Source organism: Bacillus sp. FJAT-27245 (genome assembly GCF_001273955.1).
Classification (GTDB): Bacteria; Bacillota; Bacilli; order Bacillales; family Cytobacillaceae; genus Bacillus_D.
The window spans coordinates 1,343,549-1,364,678 of sequence record NZ_LIGI01000001.1; the positions used below are offsets into that span (position 1 = coordinate 1,343,549).

The 21,130-nt window shown below is 44.5% G+C and carries 15 protein-coding genes; all 15 read left to right on the forward strand.

Translation table 11 applies throughout. The annotated features are described in order from the left end of the window. The first annotated feature begins 106 nt into the window (after positions 1-106). Positions 107-1,048: a DUF2877 domain-containing protein gene (locus tag ADU24_RS06510; RefSeq protein ID WP_053365869.1), complete on the forward strand. Its 942-nt coding sequence runs from the start codon at positions 107-109 to the stop codon at positions 1,046-1,048. A gap of 47 nt (positions 1,049-1,095) precedes the next feature. After that, the gene (locus ADU24_RS06515) at positions 1,096-2,448 is read left to right on the forward strand and encodes a uracil/xanthine transporter (protein WP_053365870.1); all 1,353 of its coding nucleotides are present in this window, start codon (positions 1,096-1,098) and stop codon (positions 2,446-2,448) included. Positions 2,449-2,996: 548 nt separating this feature from the next. Then, positions 2,997-4,658 (forward strand): PucR family transcriptional regulator, encoded by a 1,662-nt coding sequence (locus ADU24_RS06520; protein ID WP_053368809.1) that lies wholly within the window; start codon positions 2,997-2,999, stop codon positions 4,656-4,658. A 507-nt stretch (positions 4,659-5,165) separates the two neighbouring features. After that, positions 5,166-6,428 carry an allantoate deiminase gene (gene allC, locus ADU24_RS06525; protein WP_053365871.1) on the forward strand — a complete coding sequence of 421 codons (1,263 nt, stop codon included), beginning with the start codon at positions 5,166-5,168 and terminating at the stop codon, positions 6,426-6,428. 78 nt (positions 6,429-6,506) lie between these two features. Next, the gene (gene allE / locus ADU24_RS06530; protein ID WP_053365872.1) at positions 6,507-7,271 is read left to right on the forward strand and encodes a (S)-ureidoglycine aminohydrolase; all 765 of its coding nucleotides are present in this window, start codon (positions 6,507-6,509) and stop codon (positions 7,269-7,271) included. Between the two features lie 24 nt (positions 7,272-7,295). Continuing rightward, entirely contained in the window at positions 7,296-8,345 is a 1,050-nt protein-coding gene (gene allD, locus ADU24_RS06535; RefSeq protein ID WP_053365873.1) for an ureidoglycolate dehydrogenase, read from the forward strand. Between the two features lie 59 nt (positions 8,346-8,404). Further along, the gene (allD, locus tag ADU24_RS06540; RefSeq protein ID WP_053365874.1) at positions 8,405-9,454 is read left to right on the forward strand and encodes an ureidoglycolate dehydrogenase; all 1,050 of its coding nucleotides are present in this window, start codon (positions 8,405-8,407) and stop codon (positions 9,452-9,454) included. 301 nt (positions 9,455-9,755) lie between these two features. Beyond that, positions 9,756-11,501, forward strand: a complete 1,746-nt coding sequence (gene fdrA, locus ADU24_RS06545) for an acyl-CoA synthetase FdrA (RefSeq protein WP_053365875.1) — start codon at positions 9,756-9,758, stop codon at positions 11,499-11,501. 44 nt (positions 11,502-11,545) lie between these two features. After that, positions 11,546-12,820, forward strand: coding sequence for a DUF1116 domain-containing protein (locus ADU24_RS06550; RefSeq protein WP_053365876.1), 1,275 nt, complete (start codon positions 11,546-11,548; stop codon positions 12,818-12,820). Between the two features lie 147 nt (positions 12,821-12,967). Next, a complete protein-coding gene (gene arcC / locus ADU24_RS06555; RefSeq protein ID WP_053365877.1) occupies positions 12,968-13,903 on the forward strand; it encodes a carbamate kinase in 936 nt (311 codons plus the stop codon). 457 nt (positions 13,904-14,360) lie between these two features. Beyond that, positions 14,361-15,020, forward strand: coding sequence for a diphthine--ammonia ligase (locus ADU24_RS06560; RefSeq protein ID WP_053365878.1), 660 nt, complete (start codon positions 14,361-14,363; stop codon positions 15,018-15,020). A gap of 199 nt (positions 15,021-15,219) precedes the next feature. Next, on the forward strand, positions 15,220-15,792 hold the full coding sequence (locus ADU24_RS06565; protein ID WP_053365879.1) for a hypothetical protein: 573 nt from the start codon (positions 15,220-15,222) through the stop codon (positions 15,790-15,792). A 173-nt stretch (positions 15,793-15,965) separates the two neighbouring features. Beyond that, positions 15,966-16,817: a DegV family protein gene (locus ADU24_RS06570; protein ID WP_053365880.1), complete on the forward strand. Its 852-nt coding sequence runs from the start codon at positions 15,966-15,968 to the stop codon at positions 16,815-16,817. Between the two features lie 351 nt (positions 16,818-17,168). Then, positions 17,169-20,249, forward strand: a complete 3,081-nt coding sequence (locus ADU24_RS06575; RefSeq protein WP_053365881.1) for a GNAT family N-acetyltransferase — start codon at positions 17,169-17,171, stop codon at positions 20,247-20,249. Continuing rightward, positions 20,236-21,087 (forward strand): amidohydrolase family protein, encoded by an 852-nt coding sequence (locus ADU24_RS06580; RefSeq protein ID WP_053365882.1) that lies wholly within the window; start codon positions 20,236-20,238, stop codon positions 21,085-21,087. The genes ADU24_RS06575 and ADU24_RS06580 overlap by 14 nt, the downstream gene beginning before the upstream one ends. Positions 21,088-21,130 lie beyond the last annotated feature (43 nt).

Here is a 21,130-nt window from a genome sequence, read left to right on the forward strand (position 1 = left end):
TAATCTTATATAGTTAAAGGTATGATCCGTTTCGTTTCATGGCAAACCTAATGAGCAAACTATGGAAGTGTTCAAGGAAACCGTTTCAGTACTGGAGGGGAAGTGTTTGATTTATTCAATGAGAAACAATAATAATCAGGATACGAGTAGGTTTGCAGCGTGCGCTTTCAGTGATGAAATATTTAGAATCGTTGAAAGGAATCCTAGAGGATGTGTCCATAGTATTTTTAACAACAGTTTTAACTTGGTTTTTGGTGAACATTTAGTCCATGTTGGTGCCGTGGAAAATGGGTTATCCCCATTTGGGATTGGCTTGAATCAGCATGATGTACGGCAGCTTACTCTGCAGTTGAGGAGTAACCAAGATGTAGCTTGGGATCTCTCATCAAACACCTTGTTTTTTTCTGATAGAACATCCCTTTCGTTTGAGACGGCGGAAATGACAAATCATACGCTTCATGGTTGTGTTTCGGAGCGGCAGCACGTAAAGGAAAATTTTTTATTTATTGCGGAAAGGTTGCTTCAGGAGGAGTGGCGAACAGGCTTGGCGGAGACAACTGAGGATAAAGTGGCAATCGTTAAGTATATGGTAGAGCCCGCGCCATATCAAAAGGAACTTCTAACTTTACATCAATTGGACAGCTTGAAAAAGCTCGCCAATGGGAATAAAGCTGTAGAAGCTGAAAACGTATTTAATTATTGGATTGGAAGGGGACTCGGGTTAACACCAAGCGGGGATGATGTTATTACAGGAATTTGTGCCGTTTTTTCAGCAATGGAAGGAACAAACAAAGCTTTTCAGCAGCAGTTGAAACGTTACTTATTGGAAAATGGCCGGAAGAGGACAACGCAAATTGCTTTAGAATATCTTTTATATGCAACGGAAAATAAATTTCACTCACATCTTATTCAATTGTGTACTGTTCTAGATAAACCTCGGAGTCCAGAATTTTCGATTGCGCTTGAAGAAATGAGAAAAATAGGCCATACATCCGGGGCTGATACGATAATAGGTATTTTGCTGGGGATAAAAGCTTCAATTAAGTAGGTTAGTTAAAAAATTTTGAAAAGAAGGCGATTGTTATTAAGGAATTAATGAAATCAAGCAATTGGATCTCGGGCTTACAATGGCTCTTTTTTATTTTTACAAACATTGTAGTTATTCCAATCACTGTAGGAGCTGCTTTTGAGCTGGAGCCGTCTAAAGTCGTTAACTTGTTACAGCTTTCATTTATAATCACAGGTTTGGCCTGTATCGTTCAAGCTATCTTCGGTCATAAGCGAGCCATCATGGAAGGGCAATCCGGACTTTGGTGGGGGATTATATTAACTCTTTGTACTACTGCTGCTGCACAAGGTATGCCTTTACCAATTTTGGGAGGAAGCCTTACTGTTGGTATTATCATTTCCGCATTTTTGACGCTTATTATTGGGATAACCGGTATGGGTCCTTACCTTGCAAAATTATTTAAACCAGCGGTAATGGGCGTATTTATGTTTTTATTCGGATGCCAACTGATTGGTATCTTCCTGAAGGGGATGCTGGGTATACCATTCGGCAACCAGACCCAAGGTGCGCAAATCGATTTGTCAATTTCATTGCTCTCTATCCTTATTGCGGTGATTGTCATTGTGATTAGTATAAAGGCACCTCCAAGCGTCAGGCGTTATGGTTTATTGCTTGGTATTATTATCGGCTGGATTGCTTATGCCCTTATTTTTAAAACTGAGAGTCCTCTAAACGAAGTTACGTCATTTTCAATTCACTTATTTCCATTAGGGAAGCCCGCCTGGGACATAGGAATTATTGTTACAACCGTTCTTGCCGGCTTGCTGAATACAGCAAATACGGTTGGATCATTAAAGGGAACCGAGAATATGTACAACGAACAGACGAGCAAATCACAATATCGGGCATCCTTTACTATTACTGGCATCTTTACCCTCCTTGCTGGTGTGCTTGGCCTCGTTCCTTATTCACCTTATGTGTCGTCCATTGGTTTTCTCAGCCAGACAGGAATTTTAAAAAGGATTCCATTTATTATCGGTGGTTTCATGTTTATGGTGATGGGGCTTATTCCGCCAATAGGCCACTTTTTCTCTCAATTGCCATTAAGTATAGGAAGTGCGGTATTGTTTGTCTCGTATTTGCTGCTTCTGAATTCCTCCTTGAATTTCTTTAACCAAGTTAAATTTAATACAATCAATGTATATCGCTCATCGGTACCGCTATTTGTAGGTGTTATTATCATGACATTGCCTGCATCGTATTTTGCATCAATACCAAGTGTGATTCGCCCATTGCTTAGCAGCGGTTTACTAGTGGGAATTATCCTGGCGCTCCTTTTGGAAAATTTATTTAATTGGGATCGGTATGGCCAGGAAGATGAAAGCAAAGATGAAAAAAACGAAGATAAGGTTCTTCAAGTAAACGCAAGAGTAAGATAATGGATAAGATGGCAGAAAGGGCTGAGAGATTCCTCTCAAGCCCTTTCTCTTTTATTTTTGAAAAAGTCGACGGCCTCATTAGATGGGTTTTGGAGAACTGAATCCTGCCAATCGGCACCTATGGCATGCTTTCCTCCGGGAATTGTTATCAATTTACTCTCGGCGCTCGCTTTTTAATGTCCCGCCATTAGTACGGATTGTTCATAAGGAATATCTTCCTCTTATCTCATAACCCTGTTCCCGTTTGTACACAATCGTTGTTTTTATCATACTGTCATCCCTCTTTCTAGCATTTAGATTCACGATATTTTTTCATGTATAATAAAAACATTGTTATTCCGATCGTTGAATTTTTAACTCCCTTGACGGGCGGGAAGGTCCTCCACCCAAGACCAGTGGCAACGAAGTAAAGATAGGTAGGGGCTCAACTGTCCGTAAAGGTCCGATTTCCGAACCAAACGGACTCCGTACGGCTATCCATCAGTGGGGGATGAACAAAACGCCCTCGAATGGTTCACTTTATCTTAAAAGGAAAGGACTGCGGCAAAATGGAGGTTAAGGTAAAGGATATGCTTGAAATGGAATCCCTCAAAGACGCTGTAGTCTTAGCGGGACAAAAATATTTGCATAAAACGATTGAAGGCATCACCATTATGGAAGCACCCGATATTACAAGATGGATAAAGGGTGGAGAAGTAATTTTAACAAGCCTATATTCTATTCGGTCTTTTAATGAAAAGGAACAAAGCGCGTTCATCACCAAGCTGGCAGAAAAAGGCGTTAGTGCGCTAGTAATTAAAAAAATTGATACTGAAATATCAAGCCAATTGATTAAAGCAGGCGAAGAAATCGGGCTGCCCATTATTCAGCTGCCGAAAGAGGTCCCTTTTGTTGATGTCATGTATCCAATTATGGGAGAACTGTTCAATAATCAAGTAAACAAACTGCAGTATTACAAGGAAATTCATGACCGCTTTACCGCCTTGTCACTTGCTGATAAAGGACCGGAAGAAATTATCAACACACTTGAAAAATTAATTGGCAATCCCGTTGCTCTTTTCGATCGTAATTTTCGTTGTATCGTGTCAACCCTTCCTTGTCTTGCTGCATTTAAGATAATTGAAAAAGTCCATGTTTATGAGCAGACTGCGGGGATTAAGTTTCCTCATTACCGGCAGATTGTGAAGTATTTGGATACGGATAATATGATCGGCCACCAAATTGTTGTTCCGATTGAAACACTAAACCATAACAGAAAGTATTTGTTGATCGGCGAAATGAATAATTCTCTGGGAGAACTCGATTTAATTGCTGTTGAAAATGCTGCAACGTCATTGTCTCTCGAATTTGTTAAACAATTCGCTGTTGCCGAGGTTGAAAAGAAACATAAACTTGACCTATTGGAAGAGCTGATTAGCGGAAATATATACTCGTTAGATGCTATTTATGAGAAGGCAAATTTAATCGGCTGGGATTTGGATGGCTCTTTTGTTGCAGTATTATACAAAATAAATCGTTTATCCGATAACGTATCGAGCCAAAAGAATGAACGAGGATATTCGGATCGCAACCATTTCGTTGTGAATGAAGCTATCCATTATTACTTGCCCAATGGAATTATTGCGAATAAAAGCAATCTATTCATTGTTCTTTGGAAGGTAGAGAAAAAAGGCAAGAAGGATTCATCATGGTTGAAGCAAATTAAAAAAACTTCTCAGGACATTCAGGAATTGATAAAAAAACAAGTAAAAGACATTGTGGTCCAGGTTGGGATAGGCAATACTGTGAATAATATAGGTGACATGCCTAAAAGTTATAAGGAGGCGCAGGATGCGCTGGATTTAGGGGAAATGATTAACGGAGTCGAATCAATAACCTCCTTTTCAGAGTTAGGGATATTTAGGCTCTTGCGGCACATTGATAACGTAGATGTTTTAAATCAGTTTGTTCCATCATCACTTAAAGAATTGCTCTTATACCAGCAAACAAATCAAGCGGATTTGCTTAAAACATTACAAACCTTTTTGGAATGTAACCAAAATGCAGCCCAAACAGCCAAAATTCTCTTTATTCACTATAAAACTGTTATGTACAGGCTGGAAAGAATAAAGGAAATTACGGGCATGGACTTTGAAGATTCAGAAGAAATGCTGTCTGTAAGGGTTGGGCTAAAAATTCATGAATTTTTCAAACGGCAACAAAAACAATAGGGGGAAAGCCGTGCTATATGGGGTAAATTCGCAATTTAAACAACCTATAAGTAAATTCTACACAAACCTAAAAATGACAATGCTAAAGTGGACCCGGCATTGTCATTTTTTTTTTTTTTTTTTGGCGTTGAGATAAAAATCCTGCTTAACTTGGCCATCATTATCTGTGGGGGCGCACTGATTTCTGCGCTTCATGGATGGCCGAAAGAAAAACAAACTCTATTGCGGGAATGGAGCCGGTTTTATCCGCATTAAGGGGTGCATCATGACAATTAATATTCCAATATAAAGTTGGTTTATCGATTATGGATAATAAAAATAATAATATTTATCCACTTCTTATAAAGACTATTTTAGGTAGTACGCTTACAATTGAGGATGGAGAAAAAAACTGGCCTGTAATGAATTCTAGCGGTAGCCGGGATAGTATTGGCCTGAAGTGAAACAATAGTAAAGTACCATTTGTTTTTGATTGTACGATTTTTTTACATAATGAAGAAAGGGAAGATGGTGTTGGGGAACATACTAAATGAAATAAAGCTTGATGCACTCGTGGAAGAAACAGCTCAAAGGCTTGAGTGGCTCGGCGGGTACGGGAAAGATCCAGAAGGCGGTGTGTCTCGTCTGCTCTATTCCCAAGAATGGCGCGAGGGCCAGAACGCCTTAAAAGAATGGATTGTAAGCGAAGGCCTTGAAGCTCGATTTGATGAAGTTGGGAATTTGTTTGGAACATTAAAAGGGATAAATTCCAATGAAACAGTCCTAACGGGTTCACACGTCGATACTGTTAAAAATGGCGGCCGCTATGATGGGGCTTATGGAATTGTTGCAGGCATTTTGGCATTAAAGTACTTGAAAGAAAATTTTGGCCAACCAGTGCGCAACATTGAAGTCGTTTCTATGGCCGAGGAAGAAGGCAGCCGCTTCCCATACGCGTTTTGGGGATCCAAAAACATTGTTGGGTTAGCAAAACGGGCGGATGTTGAAACGATAGCAGATTTTGAAGGTGTTCCATTTATTGAAGCGATGCGTAATGCCGGTTTTGATTTTAGGGACGAAGCTAAAGGGCCTCGTGAAGACTTGAAAGCTTTCGTGGAAGTACATGTTGAGCAAGGAAGCGTTTTGGAGACTGAAAAGAAATCAGTGGGGGTTGTTCATAGTATTGTTGGCCAGAGACGCTATACTGTTGAAATCACAGGTGAAGCGAACCATGCCGGAACAACACCAATGGGATACAGAAAAGATGCGGTTTTTGCAGCAAGCCAAATGATTGTTGAAATCATCTCCATGGCCAAGAAAGCTGGAGATCCACTTGTTGCAACAGTTGGTAAAATTGAAGCTTTTCCAAACATCGTAAATGTGGTACCTGGAAAAGCGGTATTCACAATTGATGTCCGCCATACGGATAAAGAAGCAATTGTATCCTTTACTGAGAAAATGACTGCAAGAATGAATGAAATTTCAAATGAGCACGAAGTAGAAACCACGATTGATATGTGGATGGATGCCGATCCGGTTCCAATGGACCCTGCGATTGTTGAGCTTATTGAAAAACAATGCAAAGATAATGGATTGAATTATAAGTTAATGCACAGTGGTGCAGGCCATGATTCTCAAATTTTTGCACCAATTGTACCAACGGCTATGCTTTTTGTTCCAAGCCATAAGGGCATAAGCCATAACCCGGCAGAATTTACTGAGCCTGCTGATTTAGCGGAAGGCGTTAAAGCACTTATTGGTGCCCTCTATGAATTGGGATACAAAGAATAATAAATGGTCTATGCGAAATGAGTCATATTAGGTTTATTAACCTTTTATATAACTACTTGAATAAAGGAGAATGTAAAGATGGGTTATCCAAAAGATTTACTTTCAAGCAGGTCAATTATTAAACATGGCAAATATGCTCTAATTGCACCAGAGGGCCTAGTTAACAACGTTGTCCCTGGCTTTGAAAATTGCACAATGTCCATTTTGGGTTCGCCGAAATTGGGTGCAAGCTTTGTAGATTATATCATCACAATGCATGAGGGCGGCAAGAATAGCGAAGGCTTCTGTGGACAGGAAGATGTTGAATCGTTTGTCTATGTCCTAGGCGGAAAAGTGAAGGCAACAGCTGACGGCAAGGATTACATTTTACAAGAAAGCGGCTATCTATATTGCCCGCCAGGAGTAAAAATGTATTTGGAAAATGTTGAATCTGGGGATTCCCGTTTGTTCCTTTACAAACAGAAATATAAACCACTTGAAGGCCGTAAGCCGTGGGTTGTTTCCGGCCATGCGAACGATATCGAATATAGGGACTACGATGATATGCATAACGTCCATATTAAAGACCTATTGCCGATGGACCTCGATTTCGATATGAACTTCCACATTCTCTCATTCGATCCGGCAGCAAGCCATCCATTTATCGAAACACATGTTCAAGAACATGGTGCGTATCTGTTGTCTGGAGAAGGTATGTATAATCTTGATAACGAATGGATTCCGGTTAAGAAAGGCGATTACATCTTTATGGGACCTTATGTCCATCAAGCTGCTTATGCGGTTGGAAGAGAACCATTAACATATGTGTACTCCAAAGATTGTAATCGGGATGTGTCATTATAATATTCCCAACGAAGAGGTGTCACAATGAGACTGAAAAGAGAGGACTTGAAAAGTCTTATCAAAAATAAACTCCACAAGGCAGGCCTTAATGAGGAGCATTCCGAGTTAGCTGCTGACGTCCTAGTGTTTGCAGACGAAAGAGGGATTCATTCCCACGGAGCCATGCGCGTGGAGTATTATGCTGAACGAATTGCAAAGGGCGGAATTAATACAAATCCCGACTTTAAGTTTGAGAAAACAGGCCCAAGTACGGGCATCTTCCACGGCGATGGCGGAAATGGCCATGCTGCCGCAAAGCTGGCTATGGACGAAGCGATTAAGATGGCAAAAGAAAGTGGTGCGGCAATCGTCGGTGTCAGAGATATTTCACATAGCGGTGCAATATCCTATTTTACCCACCAAGCAGCAGACCAAGATATGATTGGTATTTCGGTATGCCAATCCGATCCGATGGTTGTTCCATTCGGGGGTGCTGAGCCGTATTATGGTACGAACCCAATTGCCTTTGCCGCTCCAAGCAGCGATGGGAGAAAGATTACGTTGGATATGGCAACAACTGTCCAGGCCTGGGGGAAAATCCTTCACGCCAGATCAAAGAATGAGTCCATTCCTGATACATGGGCAGTAGATAAAAACGGGGAACCGACGACTGATCCGTTCAGTGTCAATGCATTATTGCCAATTGCCGGCCCTAAGGGATATGGCCTGGCAATGATGGTCGATGTATTATCCGGAATCCTTTTAGGGCTCCCATTCGGCAATAAAGTTACTTCAATGTACGAAGATTTAACTGAATACCGGAAGTTGGGTCAACTCCATATCGTCATTAACCCGGCATTCTTTACAGGTATAACTGGTTTCAAGAAAGATATATCGCAAACCATGGATGACTTGAATCAAATAAAACCTGCCCCAGGTTTCTCGAAAGTACTATTCCCTGGCCAGAATAACGATCTTGTCATAGCGGATTATAAGGAAAACGGGATTGAAATCGTAGATGATATTCATGAATATTTAGTCTCGGATGTCATTCATAACAACCAATATGATCATAAAGACCCGTTTGCTAAATAATGATCGAATTTGAATTGCAACTATAATGATCGGGCAACCAATGTTAGGGGTGAGCAGGAATGAGATTGTCTAAAGAGCAATTGAAGACTTTAATCACAACAAAGCTTCACAAGGCTGGATTAACAGAAGACCATGCTGCCGTTGTAGCAGATGTGCTTGCTCATGCTGATGCAAGAGGCGTTCATTCTCACGGGGCCATGCGAGTGGAATATTACGCCGAAAGAATTGCTAAGGGCGGTATCAATAACAACCCAGAGTTTACGTTTGAAAAAACGGGTCCATGTACAGCGATTTTCGACGGAGATAATGGGGCAGGGCATGTAGCCGCAAAGCTTGCAATGGATGAAGCCATAAAAATGGCTAAGGAAAATGGAGTTGCTGTGGTTGGTGTCAGGAGAATCGGCCATAGCGGAGCGCTTTCTTATTTTGTTCAGCAGGCTGTCAATGAGAATTTGATTGGGATTTCCGTATGCCAGTCCGATCCGATGGTTGTTCCTTTTGGCGGTTCGGAGCCTTATTACGGAACAAACCCGATTGCATTTGCTGCACCTGGTAAGGACGGGAAGCATATTACGTTTGATATGGCGACAACCGTACAGGCATGGGGGAAAATTCTTCACGCCAGATCGAAGAACGAGTCCATTCCTGATACATGGGCTGTCGATAAAAACGGCGAGCCAACATCTGATCCATTTAAAGTAAATGCACTATTGCCTATTGCCGGCCCAAAAGGTTACGGGCTTATGATGATGGTGGATGTTTTATCTGGAATATTGCTAGGCCTTCCGTTTGGAAACAAGGTTTCCTCCATGTACCATGATCTGACTGAGTATCGGAATCTTGGACAACTCCATATTGTTATTAATCCTGAATTTTTCACGAACCTAAATGCATTCCAAGAAGGCATTGCAACGACGATGAAGGATCTTAATAGCATAAAGCCCGCTCCTGGCTTTGATCATGTTTCTTACCCTGGGCAAAGAAGTGCCGAAAGGGAGAAGAAATATGAAGAGGACGGCATTGAAATCGTGGACCATATATACGAGTATTTAAAGTCCGACGTAGTCCACAACAATGCTTATGACAATAAAAGTCCTTTTGCAAAGTAAAACCAGAAGAAGGAAGGGTGGTCTCGAATGAGATGCCACCCTTCTTACATGGCGATACCAGCTGTGCCTGGCTCCAGCGCTTAACAAACTTCAGGACTCCCCAAAGATAAATCATCATCGAATCGCTTTCGCCCTTCGTGATTCCTTTATCCCAGTCGAAGCCCATCCAGTTTGTGCAGCGCTTGCACTAAGGAAAGTTTCCAATAATAATTATCGCAGTCCCAGGCGTTTTTTGCCTGCCAAAATCCAGCTTGCGCTTTTCCTGCGACAAGAAAAATTACAATAAGAGGTGTGTGAACCAATGCTATATACCATTATTAAAGAGAATTCCTACCAGGATTCTGTTAACTTAATGCTTCTCACAAATAAAATATCGACAATGGACGGAATCAACAAGGTCCAAATTATGATGGGGACTCCGGCCAATAAAGATATTTTCAAAAGCTCAGGCCTTTACACTGAAGAACTTGAAAAGGCGGCTGCCAACGACATGTGTCTTGTTGTTGATACCGACCAGGAAGAAAAAATCCAGGAAGTACTTGATGAAATCGATAACTATTTAAACAATCAGGCAATCAGCAGCAGTAAAGAAGACTTTGAAACAGTCCGTACATGGGATAAGGCAATCAAGGCCCTGCCGAATGCAAATATCGCTTTGATTTCAACTCCTGGGCAATACGCAGCAGAAGAAGCGGAAAAGGCGATTGACAACGATATGCATGTTCTTATCTTCAGCGACAATGTAACGATTGAAGATGAGCGCCGCCTTAAAGAGAAAGCTCATGAAAAAGGCCTTCTTGTAATGGGACCTGACTGTGGTACGGAAATCTTGTCTGGCGTGCCGCTTGCGTTTGCGAATGTTGTTAAACAAGGAAATATCGGAATTGTTGGTGCTTCCGGGACAGGTATTCAGGAAGTTACTGTCCAAATCGACCGTCTTGGCGGCGGCGTAACCCATGCCATCGGAACAGGCGGCCGTGACCTATCTGATAAGATTGGGGCCATCACAATGATCGATGCAATCAAAGGGCTTGAAGCGCATAAGCAAACAGAAGTGATTGGGATTGTCTCCAAGCCACCTGCAAAAGAAGTGCGTGACGAGGTAGTTGCATTGCTTCAAAGCCTATCCAAGCCAGTTGTCGCTATCTTCCTCGGAGAAGAGCCTCACAATCATGAAGGCAACATCTACTATGCGAATACCCTTGAAGAAACAGCAGCAATTGCTGTGGACCTTGCAAAAGGAAATCCTGTAAAAGGAAACTACAACAAGCTTGTCGGTGAAGTACCGGCTGTTGAATTGAAGCCAGAACAAAAAACGATTAAAGGCCTTTATTCCGGCGGTACACTAGGATATGAAGCAGCTACCCTCATTAGCAGAGGCCTTGGCTTTGGCAAGAGTGACTCCCATGAGGAAGGTTACTTGTTAAAAGTAAACGGTTATGAAGTCGCTGACTTGGGTGACGATATGTATACCCAAGGAAAGCCGCATCCAATGATTGATCCTGATACAAGGGTGAAATTCTTCCAAAAGGCTGCGGAGGATGAGTCAACAGCGGTTATTCTGTTTGATGTTGTTCTTGGCTACGGTTCACATGAGGACATGGCTGGCGCGTTGATTCCTGCTATCCAAAAAATCCAAAGCAATGCGCGTGAAAACGGCAAAAACATTTACTTTGTAGCGACTGTATGTGGTACGGAGCAAGACCCACAAGACATTCAGGAGCAAAAGTCAAAGCTTGAACAAGCTGGTGTAATTTTACGAGACAGCAATAACCAAGCGATTCGCACGGCTCTTGCTATGCTCGATATCCGGATTGAAGAGAAGGATAAAGAAATGGTTTCTGCTAAAGCAGCTGCAAAAGCGGAAATCAGCGTTTCTCCTGCCATCGAGAAATTATTGAACGAGAAACCGAATGTTGTCAACGTTGGACTGAAGAAGTTCGTTTCTGCTATTACAGAAAATGGCGGCAGGGCTGTTCAATTCGATTGGCGTCCAGTTGCTGGCGGCAACGAGAGAATGCGTAAAGTCCTAAGTGTTCTTCGTTAATCCAATCGCAAATTACACTAACGTGAAAATCAGGAGGAAGCAAAATGTACGGACAATATAAAACAATTGATGAAGCAAACCGCGCGGTAATCGATAAAGTTGTATCAAGTGCACCTTTCCTAGTGGATGTTGTGCCTGCTAAATCTGTCATTCAAGAATTAAACGGAAAGGTTCTGCTTCATGCAGGACCACCAATCAAATGGGAAAACATGACAAGCCCGATGCAAGGATCCTGTGTGGGAGCTGCTTTATTCGAAGGATGGGCGGCTAATCCTGAAGAGGCATTCAAACTATTCGAAAACAATGAAGTTGAATTTATCCCATGCCACCATGTAAATGCTGTTGGCCCAATGGGTGGGATTACTTCAGGCAATATGCCAGTTTTTGTTGTGGAAAATCGTGACGGCGATAATCAGGCATACTGCACAATGAATGAAGGTATTGGAGCAGTTCTGCGTTTCGGTGCATATTCCGATGAAGTAATCAACCGATTGAAATGGTTCAGGGATGTACTTGGTCCGATCCTTGCTAAAGCGCTGAAAGTTAAAGGTGACGGATTAAACGTCAACGTCATGATGGCGAAAGCAATTACAATGGGAGATGAGTTCCACCAACGTAATATTGCTGGATCCCTTATCTTCTTAAAAGAAATCACTCCATATATTCTAAAAACAGATGCATCTGAACAGGACAAACAAGACGTTATTCAATTCCTGGCGGATACAGACCAATTCTTCTTGAATATTGCAATGGCAACTACAAAGGCTGTAATGGATACGGCTCGTAAAATCCAGCATGGAACAGTTGTAACAGCGATGTGCCGTAACGGTTATGAATTCGGTATCCGTATTGCAGGTATGGGTGACCAATGGTTTACAGCACCTGTAAATACTCCGCAAGGCTTGTTCTTCACTGGCTATGATCAAAGCTTGGCTTGCCCTGACATGGGTGACAGTGCCATTACTGAAACATTCGGGGTAGGCGGAATTGCAATGATTGCCGCACCTGGTGTTACGCGCTTCGTAGGTGCTGGCGGTATGGACGATGCAGTTAATACAAGTAATGAAATGATGGAAATCTGTATTGACCATAACCCGAACTTCTCTATTCCTACTTGGGATTTCAAAGGGTCCGCCCTTGGAATCGACGCAAGAAAAGTTGTTGAATTAGGTATTGAACCAATTATCAACACTGGTATTGCACATAAAGAAGCGGGAGTAGGGCAAATCGGTGCTGGTACTGTCCGTGCTCCATTAGCTTGCTTCGAAAAAGCAATCGACGCTTACGCAGTAAAGCTTGGCCTAATTGACGCTGAATAAGAAAATTCTTGATGGAGAGGGAATGTAAAACAATTCCTCTCCTCCTTTTGTGAAGGGGAGCATTTTTTTGAAAATTAGAAATAAGAGCTCCCATAAAGAAAAGATAGGTTGACGGAACTAAGTCTATTAAACAGGAGAGATGTGACAATGAGCAAAATTGTTTTAGCCATCGGTGGGAATGCCATTATCAAAGAAGGACAAAAGGGCACACTTGAAGAGCAGAAGAAAAATATTGATGAAAGCTGTGAACCTGTACTCGGCCTAATTGAGCAGGGAAATACGGTCGTTATTACTCATGGAAATGGGCCGCAGGTCGGAAATTCATTGATTAAAAATCAAATGGCTGAATCAGTTGTGCCAGCTTTTCCGCTTGACGTGTTGGATGCAGAGACCCAAGGTAATCTGGGATATTTAATTCAGCAGGCATTCAGGAATAAAATGGCTGAACGCAATATCGGGAAAACAGTTGCGACAATTGTTACACAAGCTGTAGTTTCTAAAGACGATCCAGCTTTCTCTAACCCGACAAAACCAATCGGTCCATTTTACACAAAAGAAGAGTTGGACAAAATCCTTGAAACGGAAGAGATTTCTTACATTGAGGACAGCGGCCGGGGATACAGGCGTGTCGTAGCTTCTCCAAAGCCAGTTACAATTGTTGAAAAAGAAGCAATTCAGGCGTTGCTTGATAAAGAAATTACAGTCATTACAGCTGGCGGCGGCGGCATCCCTGTTATCGAGGAGAATGGAAAGCTCCAGGGAACGGATGCTGTCATTGATAAGGATTTCGCAAGCGCGCTTCTTGCTGCTGAAATCAATGCCGATTATTTATTCATCCTGACTGGTGTTGAGCAGGTTGCGATCCACTTTGGAACGCCACAGCAAAAAAACCTTTTTGAAATGACGATCGATGAAGCATTGCGCTATATGGAAGAAGGCCATTTTCCAAAAGGAAGCATGGGCCCGAAAATCGAAGCCGCAATCCTTTTCTTGAAAAAAGGCGGAAAGAACGTCATCATCACATCGATGGATAAGCTCCAAGATGCACTTGAAGGTAAAACGGGCACACGTGTAACAGTTTAAGCATAAAAAGGGATGGGCTATTCTACAAGCCCATCCTTTTTTATTTTTAAGGAAACTTCAAAATTAATTCTTGTGGATAACTCGAAACACGTTATTGTAATCCAGCTCCAGCGCCTAGCCCCTCGAGGTCATAAGCCGGTTCCCTCCGGAGGGCAGGCCCATCCTGCGGGCCCCGTCTTATGCTTGTCGGGGCTGATCAAGGCGCTTGCGCATTTTGTTTTATGGAAAACAAAAGGTTAACGCAAATCTGATGGAAGGAACCGCTAGCATTCCAGATTATTTTGCCAGCGGGAATCCTCTCCGGGAAGCCCTTTTGATGGCCTAGTCTGCAATCTTAGTAACAGGCGCACTTGTTGTGGAGAAATCGTAAAAAATCGTCCATAATGAATACGAAGCGAGCCAGGACAGTTGAAGGGATGTCCTGCCTTTTTTCAACTAATTTTTGTGGGAGATTAAAATGACAGAACGAATCGCAATTTCATGGAGCGGGGGAAAGGACAGCTGTTTCGCTCTTTATAAGCTTTTAAAAAGCGACGACTATATCGTCGATTCCCTTTTTACAACAATAACTGAAGAATATAGCCGAATCAGCATTCACGGCGTAAGGGAAAGCCTCTTGGAAAAGCAGACGGAGAGCCTCGGTTTCCCCTTAAGGAAAGTGTACATACCAGCCGAATGTTCAAACGAGATTTACCAGGAGAGAATGGACGGAATGTTCGAGTCGTTGAAAAAAGATGGCGTTTCAGCGGTCATGTTCGGCGATATCCTTCTCGAAGACGTGAAGGAGTACAGGGAAAGCCAGGTGTGTGCACATGGCTTGAAGGGGATTTTTCCGCTTTGGGGCCAGAATACGGAAGGCTTGATTCAGGAGTTTTTGTTACTGGGGTTCCAAACGATTACAACGTGCATTGATACGGAAAAACTGGACAATCGGTTTCTTGGGAGAGTGGTGGACCATGAATTCCTGAATGAACTGCCGGCAACGGTCGACCCTTGCGGCGAAAACGGCGAATTCCATACCTTTTGTTTTGAAGGACCGCTTTTCAAAAGCAAAGTTGTTTTTACAATAGGCGAGAAGGTAGATAAAGGGCGGTTCCATTTTTGTGATTTAAGGTAGGTACAAATATTATCTTAAGGGACGGTGCTCTGCTTCCACTTGGAAGCAGAGCGCCGTCTTTTTCCGCTCTGAAATTTACATCATTCGTACTATACATAAATGTTTCGCCCGTTAATATATCTAGAGTAACTCCATCTTTTTCGGAGGCCGCAAAGGACTGTGGACAGTTTTCCATACTTCATAACAGGTGGTGAGTTGTATGGCGTATTCAAGCTTTATCCGTTTCACCGGCTTGTGTGGAATTATCGCTGGGGTTCTGACCATTTCGCTGTCGGTCTGGTACAACATTTCAATGGAAGCATTCGGTTCGTATGTTGATTTGATTGGCATGCTGTTTCTCCTTCTAGCACTTATTGGGATTTATCTCGTCAATGCGATAGGTTTTGGAAAAACCGGTTTCGGGATTTTCTTATTAACGTTTTTCGGAGCAGCAATGTGGACAGGGCACAGCTGGGTGAACGCGTTCGTCGTGCCTGTCCTTGAGGAAAATGCTCCTGCTGTATTGGAAGAGGTTCCTCCTTTATTAATGACAGGGGTATCCTTATCGCTTTATCCATTTTTTATCGGGCTGCTCCTTTTTGGTGTATTGCTTGCCCTTAAGGGGGTTCTCCCCAAGTGGGCAGGGATCATCTTGGCCCTCGTGCCGATCCTTGATTTTGTCCCGTATGGGTCGTATGTGGCACAGCCCCTTGCCGGCGTCGCAATCCTTTGGCTTGGATGGGTAATCTGGAAAGAGCAGTATAACAAACCGGCAAAGCTCGGCGTGAAGTAAACAAGTCCTTTTTTCACCTAATATGCCTCAATCCTGCTAAAGGGATTGGGGTTTTTTGCTGCGAGAATTTATCGAGCAGATTCAATTATTTAAATTAGCTGTATGATTATCCCTTCTCATGTATAGTTAGAGTAAGGTTTCAACAGTTTCGTAATTACGGAAGGGGACATACAATGAGGCGGATTATTTTATCGACAGAAAGTGGTGCGGATTTACCAGGGGATTTGGCTGAGAAACATGAGGTACAGGTGGTGCCGATGCACGTCATCATGGAGGGGCAGGATTATTTGGATGGTTCCTTGCCTGTAGAGCATATTTACGATTATTACGAGCGGACGAAAAAAATCCCCTCTACTGCTGCAACGAATACCCATGAATACCAGGAGTTTTTTGCGAAAATAAAAGCGGATTTCCCTGGTTGCATCATTGTCCACATTGGCTATACGTCAAAGGCCTCCGCATCTTTTCAAAGCGCGGTGATTGCCTCCGAGAATTTTGAGGATTTGTATCTTATCGATGCTTTGAACGTTACAGGCGGGTTGGCGGCAATCGTGATGTACGCTGTAAAGCTGCTGGAGCAGGAACCCTCCATAGAACCTGAACGCCTAATTGAAAAGCTTGAAGCAGTAGTCCCAAAGTCAAGGCTGGCTTTCATTCCCGGAAGCCTCGATTTTTTACGGGCAGGCGGCCGGGTAAGCAATATTGCCTACCTGGGCGGTGCTTTGTTAAAAATAAAACCAGTAATAGAACTGATTGACGGCAAGCTCGTCTCTACTAAAAAGTATCGCGGGAAAATGAGCGTAGTCGCTGAAAGACTAATAAGTGAATATTTAAGTGAATACAACATTGACCGCGAGCAGCTTTATCTTCTGTATTCACTCGGACTGGATGAAAGCATCAAGAAGCGGATGGATGAACTCGTAAAAGAGGCTGGTTTTAAAAATGTGCGCTGGATTCAGGCCGGGGCAATGATCTCGACCCACGCCGGGCCAGGCGGTTTCGGGATTGCGGGATTGGAGTTGTAGCGGGGCACTAACAAAATAATACGGACCTTGGTTTCGATTTCTAAAACTCCCAATCCGGACATTTTTGAAAGCCTTCCCAACAAGTTTGTTGGGAAGGCTTTCATTTTACCCACCATAATTTATATGGCGTAATTGGCTATGATAATTTTTAAAATTTCAGTAAATTAATCGGAATTTCTTTACTACCCTGTTTGGCCTGCTATATAGTAGAAGGGTGGTTGAAAAACCAAATTTTTCAAAGGAGGAGAGCGAAATGTTGATGAAAGGCGCAGTTTGCAAGGGAAAGGGTATCGATGAAAATAGGAAACTGGAAACCTAGCGAAGCTTGGGTCCTGAACGGAGGATTTTTTAATGGAATTGACGAAGGAAAAAATTAAGATTGTGGAATACCATGAAGGGCTTGCCGCCGGGGTGGCGGAGATGTGGAATCTTAGCCGCGAAGGCTGGGGCGGGGATGCGCAGGTAACGACCGCTGAGAAGGTCCGCGTCCAGGAAGCGAACTCCGGCAACCTGAATCTTTTTCTGGCGATGGACGGCGACAAGGTCGTTGGCTATTGCGGGCTTTGCGAATACCGGGAGGATGAAGGGGCGCTGTACATCCCGCTCCTGAACGTCCGAACCGATTACCATGGAAAGAAAATTGGGAAGCTGCTTGTTTTAAGGGCGCTCGAACGGACGGTTGAACTCGGCTGGCCGCGGCTGGACCTGTATACGTGGCCAAGCAACACGAAGGCTGTTCCGCTCTATAAGAAGTGCGGATTTTTCTGGGAGGACCGGGATGATACGACCCACCTGATGAATTTCATGCCGACGGTCCTGAATACGGAAGCGGTCCGGAGCTATTTTACTGAAACCGATTGGTATACGGAGAGTACAAGAACGATCGATGTCACACCGGACGGCAGGAAGGAGAACGATTTCTCCTATTACGAGTATAGCTGGAAATCAGAGGCTGGCAGCCTGAGGATGGAGTTCGAGCGGACCGGCCGGGGCTTGCGGCTGATCGAAACGGACGACTACCATATTTCCGTGGAGGTTGAGGATTTCAAGCTTGTTTGCGGGTCGGAATATACGGCAACCTACCATATTAAAAACAAATCCGGGAAACCGCTTCAGGTCGAGCTGGAAGGTGAAAACGACAAAAATGTCACGTTCGATTTTAAAAAGAGCGTGGCGGTTGAAGGAGAAGCCACCCTCGAAGCAAAGTTCATTCTCGGCGAACTGGAAGAGGAGCAAAGCAACTGGCGCAGCCATCCTTCCGTCGCCACAAAGGTGTTGATTAACGGAAAGGAAGCGAAGTTCGCGGTCGGCATCCTGCCAAAGCAGCCGGCGAAAGTTTCAGGAACTGTTCCTGGTTCGCAAAGCTTCCTTCATGAAGAAGCGGTTTTTTATCTGGATGTGGAAAACAACTTCAGCGAACCTGCGGCGTTCACGGTCCGGTTTCCGGATAGCGGGTTTGTGCAGCTACCAGAAAAAACGTTTAAAGTTGAACTTGCTGCGAGAGGGAAAACGTCGATTGCGATTCCTTATGTTTTGAGTGGCTATGGTTTCTATGCGCCGGAGCTGGCCATTGATGTTGCCACCGAAAGCGGTGCGTTGTCCACTTTTACGAAAAAGCTGGGTCTTGGCTTTAAGGGGCCAGGGGCGCGTTTTAGCGGCGAGTGTGATGATTACTGGCATATTTACAATGGGTTGTACCATACGTATTTGCGGAAATTCAACAATTGGGTTGTTCCGGGCAGGCTGACGAAGGGCGCCCAGAAAACGATGGGCATGTACCCGAAAATCGGGAAGCCGTATTCGAGTGAGTTTTCGAAGAGGAAGCCGGTTCGCGTCGAGTACAGGGAAGAGGGCGCGGCGATTGTGATGTCGGCGGTCTATGAATCGTTCGATTTCAAGGGTCTTGTGCTTGTGGGCGAGTCGAAGCTGTTTGGTGAGGGATTACTGGAGCAGTCGTACATCGTCCGGAACAGGGGAGAATCGGAAACGGACACGCCGATCAGCGTGTACCAGCCGGTTTACCACGAGCTGAACAGGCCTGTTTTCGCAATGGACGGGGAAGTCGTGGCGTTCGATGAGAAGGCTGATGCGGAATACGGGCTGTGGGACAGCAAGCGTCTTTCTGAGAATTGGCTGTTCTCGCGGCATGAGCCGTATGCACATGGTGTTGCATGGCCTGAAGGGTCATCGGTGAATTTCGAGTCATGGTATATGTATGTGGAGCATGAGCTCGGCCATATTCCGGCGGGCGGCGAGGTTCGGACGAAACCTGTGGCGCTTTCCTTTGGGGCGTATCAAAGCTGGGAGGAGTTCCGGGAGTTCGCGACGAGAATGAAGCACCGGAGGGTTATAGCCGGCGGTCCGGTCGAGGTGCAAGTGGCCAATCGGGAAGACGGCTCCGAGGAAATCATTCTTTCTGGACGGAAGACGAGCTATTTTGACGGGGAAGTTTGCTTTGAGCGGGATGGGCAGGAATTTTATCAAACGAGGCTTGCGCTAGACGAAAGAAGGCGCGAAGCTTCGGCGTTTGCCGAGAGTAGTGCGGAGCCGCTTTCGACCGTAACGGCTGAGTACGAAATCAACGGAATCAGGGACAGGATGAGTGTGCTCGTCCTGAACCCAACGGATGGGCCAGTTACAATCCGTGAAGAGGAGCGGGAGGGCTTGCAGGTTTTGACAGCGGGGAATGGGGTGCTGTCGATTGCGGCTTCGGAGGGCTTTTACCCGTCTCTGTTCTCGTTTGAGGCATTTGGCCGTGAGTGGTTTGATTCGTCTTTCCCGGCGCTTGAGCCGAAAGCATGGTGGAATCCATGGAGCGGCGGGATGGTGACCGGCATTGAAGGCATCAACACGAAATCGTTTGCGAAGGAAGAAACGAGTGTAAGGCAGGCAAGCCTTCTTGATAATGAAGGCAGGGAATGGCGCGGGCTCAGGCTTTCGACTGTTTTTGAAAAGAACGAGATGTGGAAGGGGCTTGGAATCCATCAGTATTTCTGCATGCTGCCGGGAGTCCCGGTGCTTGTGAATGTGACAAAAATCAGCCAGCAAAGCGGGATGTATTTCCATAATAAGAACTGGTTCAGCCAGCTGTTTTTCCAAAAAGGCGGGCTGAAAAACGCAGGGGGAAGGCGTTCATACCTGGCGGGGAAATCGGAAATCATGACTTATCTTTCGGGCCATGCGGTTGTTGAATCGGACAAAAGCGAGGAGTTTCTCCAGGTGATTGCCGACAGGGAATCGAATGGGATGGAGTCGTACATGAACAAGGAAGTCATGTTGATTGCTATGGACCGATATATCGACCTTGCCCATGGCACCGAATGGATCTCCGCTCCGGCTTTCATCGTTGCCGGGGACAGGGTGCTATCGCCGGATGAAGTGAAAGTCCTGCAAAAATTGACATTCCAAGAGGTACACAATGAAAATTATTGATGCGCATATCCATTACTCCGAAATTGGGAGCTTTCATGAGACGGCCCGGAATATTTCGAAGGTCGACTATTCATATGAAGGAATCCAGAAAGAGTTCGCCGATAATGGCGTCGTGCTTGGGATTGCGATGGGGGTGACGGAAACAGCCGGGGAGGGTTTTCCCGACTCGGCTTCCGAAACGCCGATGGGCATCGACCTGACCCCTGAGATTCCGAAAAATATCGTCTATTGCGCTGGCATCAATCCGTTCAAACTGGACGGGGAGGCACTCGACCGACTTGAGCGGGAAGTGCAGAAGCCCGAGTGTGTCGGCATCAAAATCTATCTCGGCTACTATCCGTTTTTTGCGTATGACGACGTGTATGAGCCGGTGTATCGAATTGCGAAGGAGTATGGGGTCCCTGTTGTATATCATACCGGGGATACGTATTCCGAGCGGGGGAGGCTCCGCTTCTCGCATCCGCTGGCGATTGATGAAGTCGCCGTGAGACATCGGGAAATGACAATCATGATGGCGCACTTTGGCGATCCGTGGGTGCTCGATGGTGCGGAGCTAGTGTATAAGAACAGCAACGTGTACGCGGATTTGTCCGGGTTGGTTGTCGGCGAGGACGGGGACATCCGGAAGCTGCAGGAAACGCGGTTCTTTGACCATCTGTTGCACGCGCTCACGTTTACAAATAATTATGAGAAGTTCCTGTTCGGAACCGATTGGCCGCTTACGCCGATTAAGCCGTACATCGAGTTTATTGCCGACATCATTCCTAAGGAGTACCACGAGGCTGTTTTTTACGAGACAGCGCTGAAGGTTTTTCCGAAAATTAAACGATTTTTGTAGTTAAGTATCTACTCCCAAAGTCTTAGTTATTTCCATTATTAAG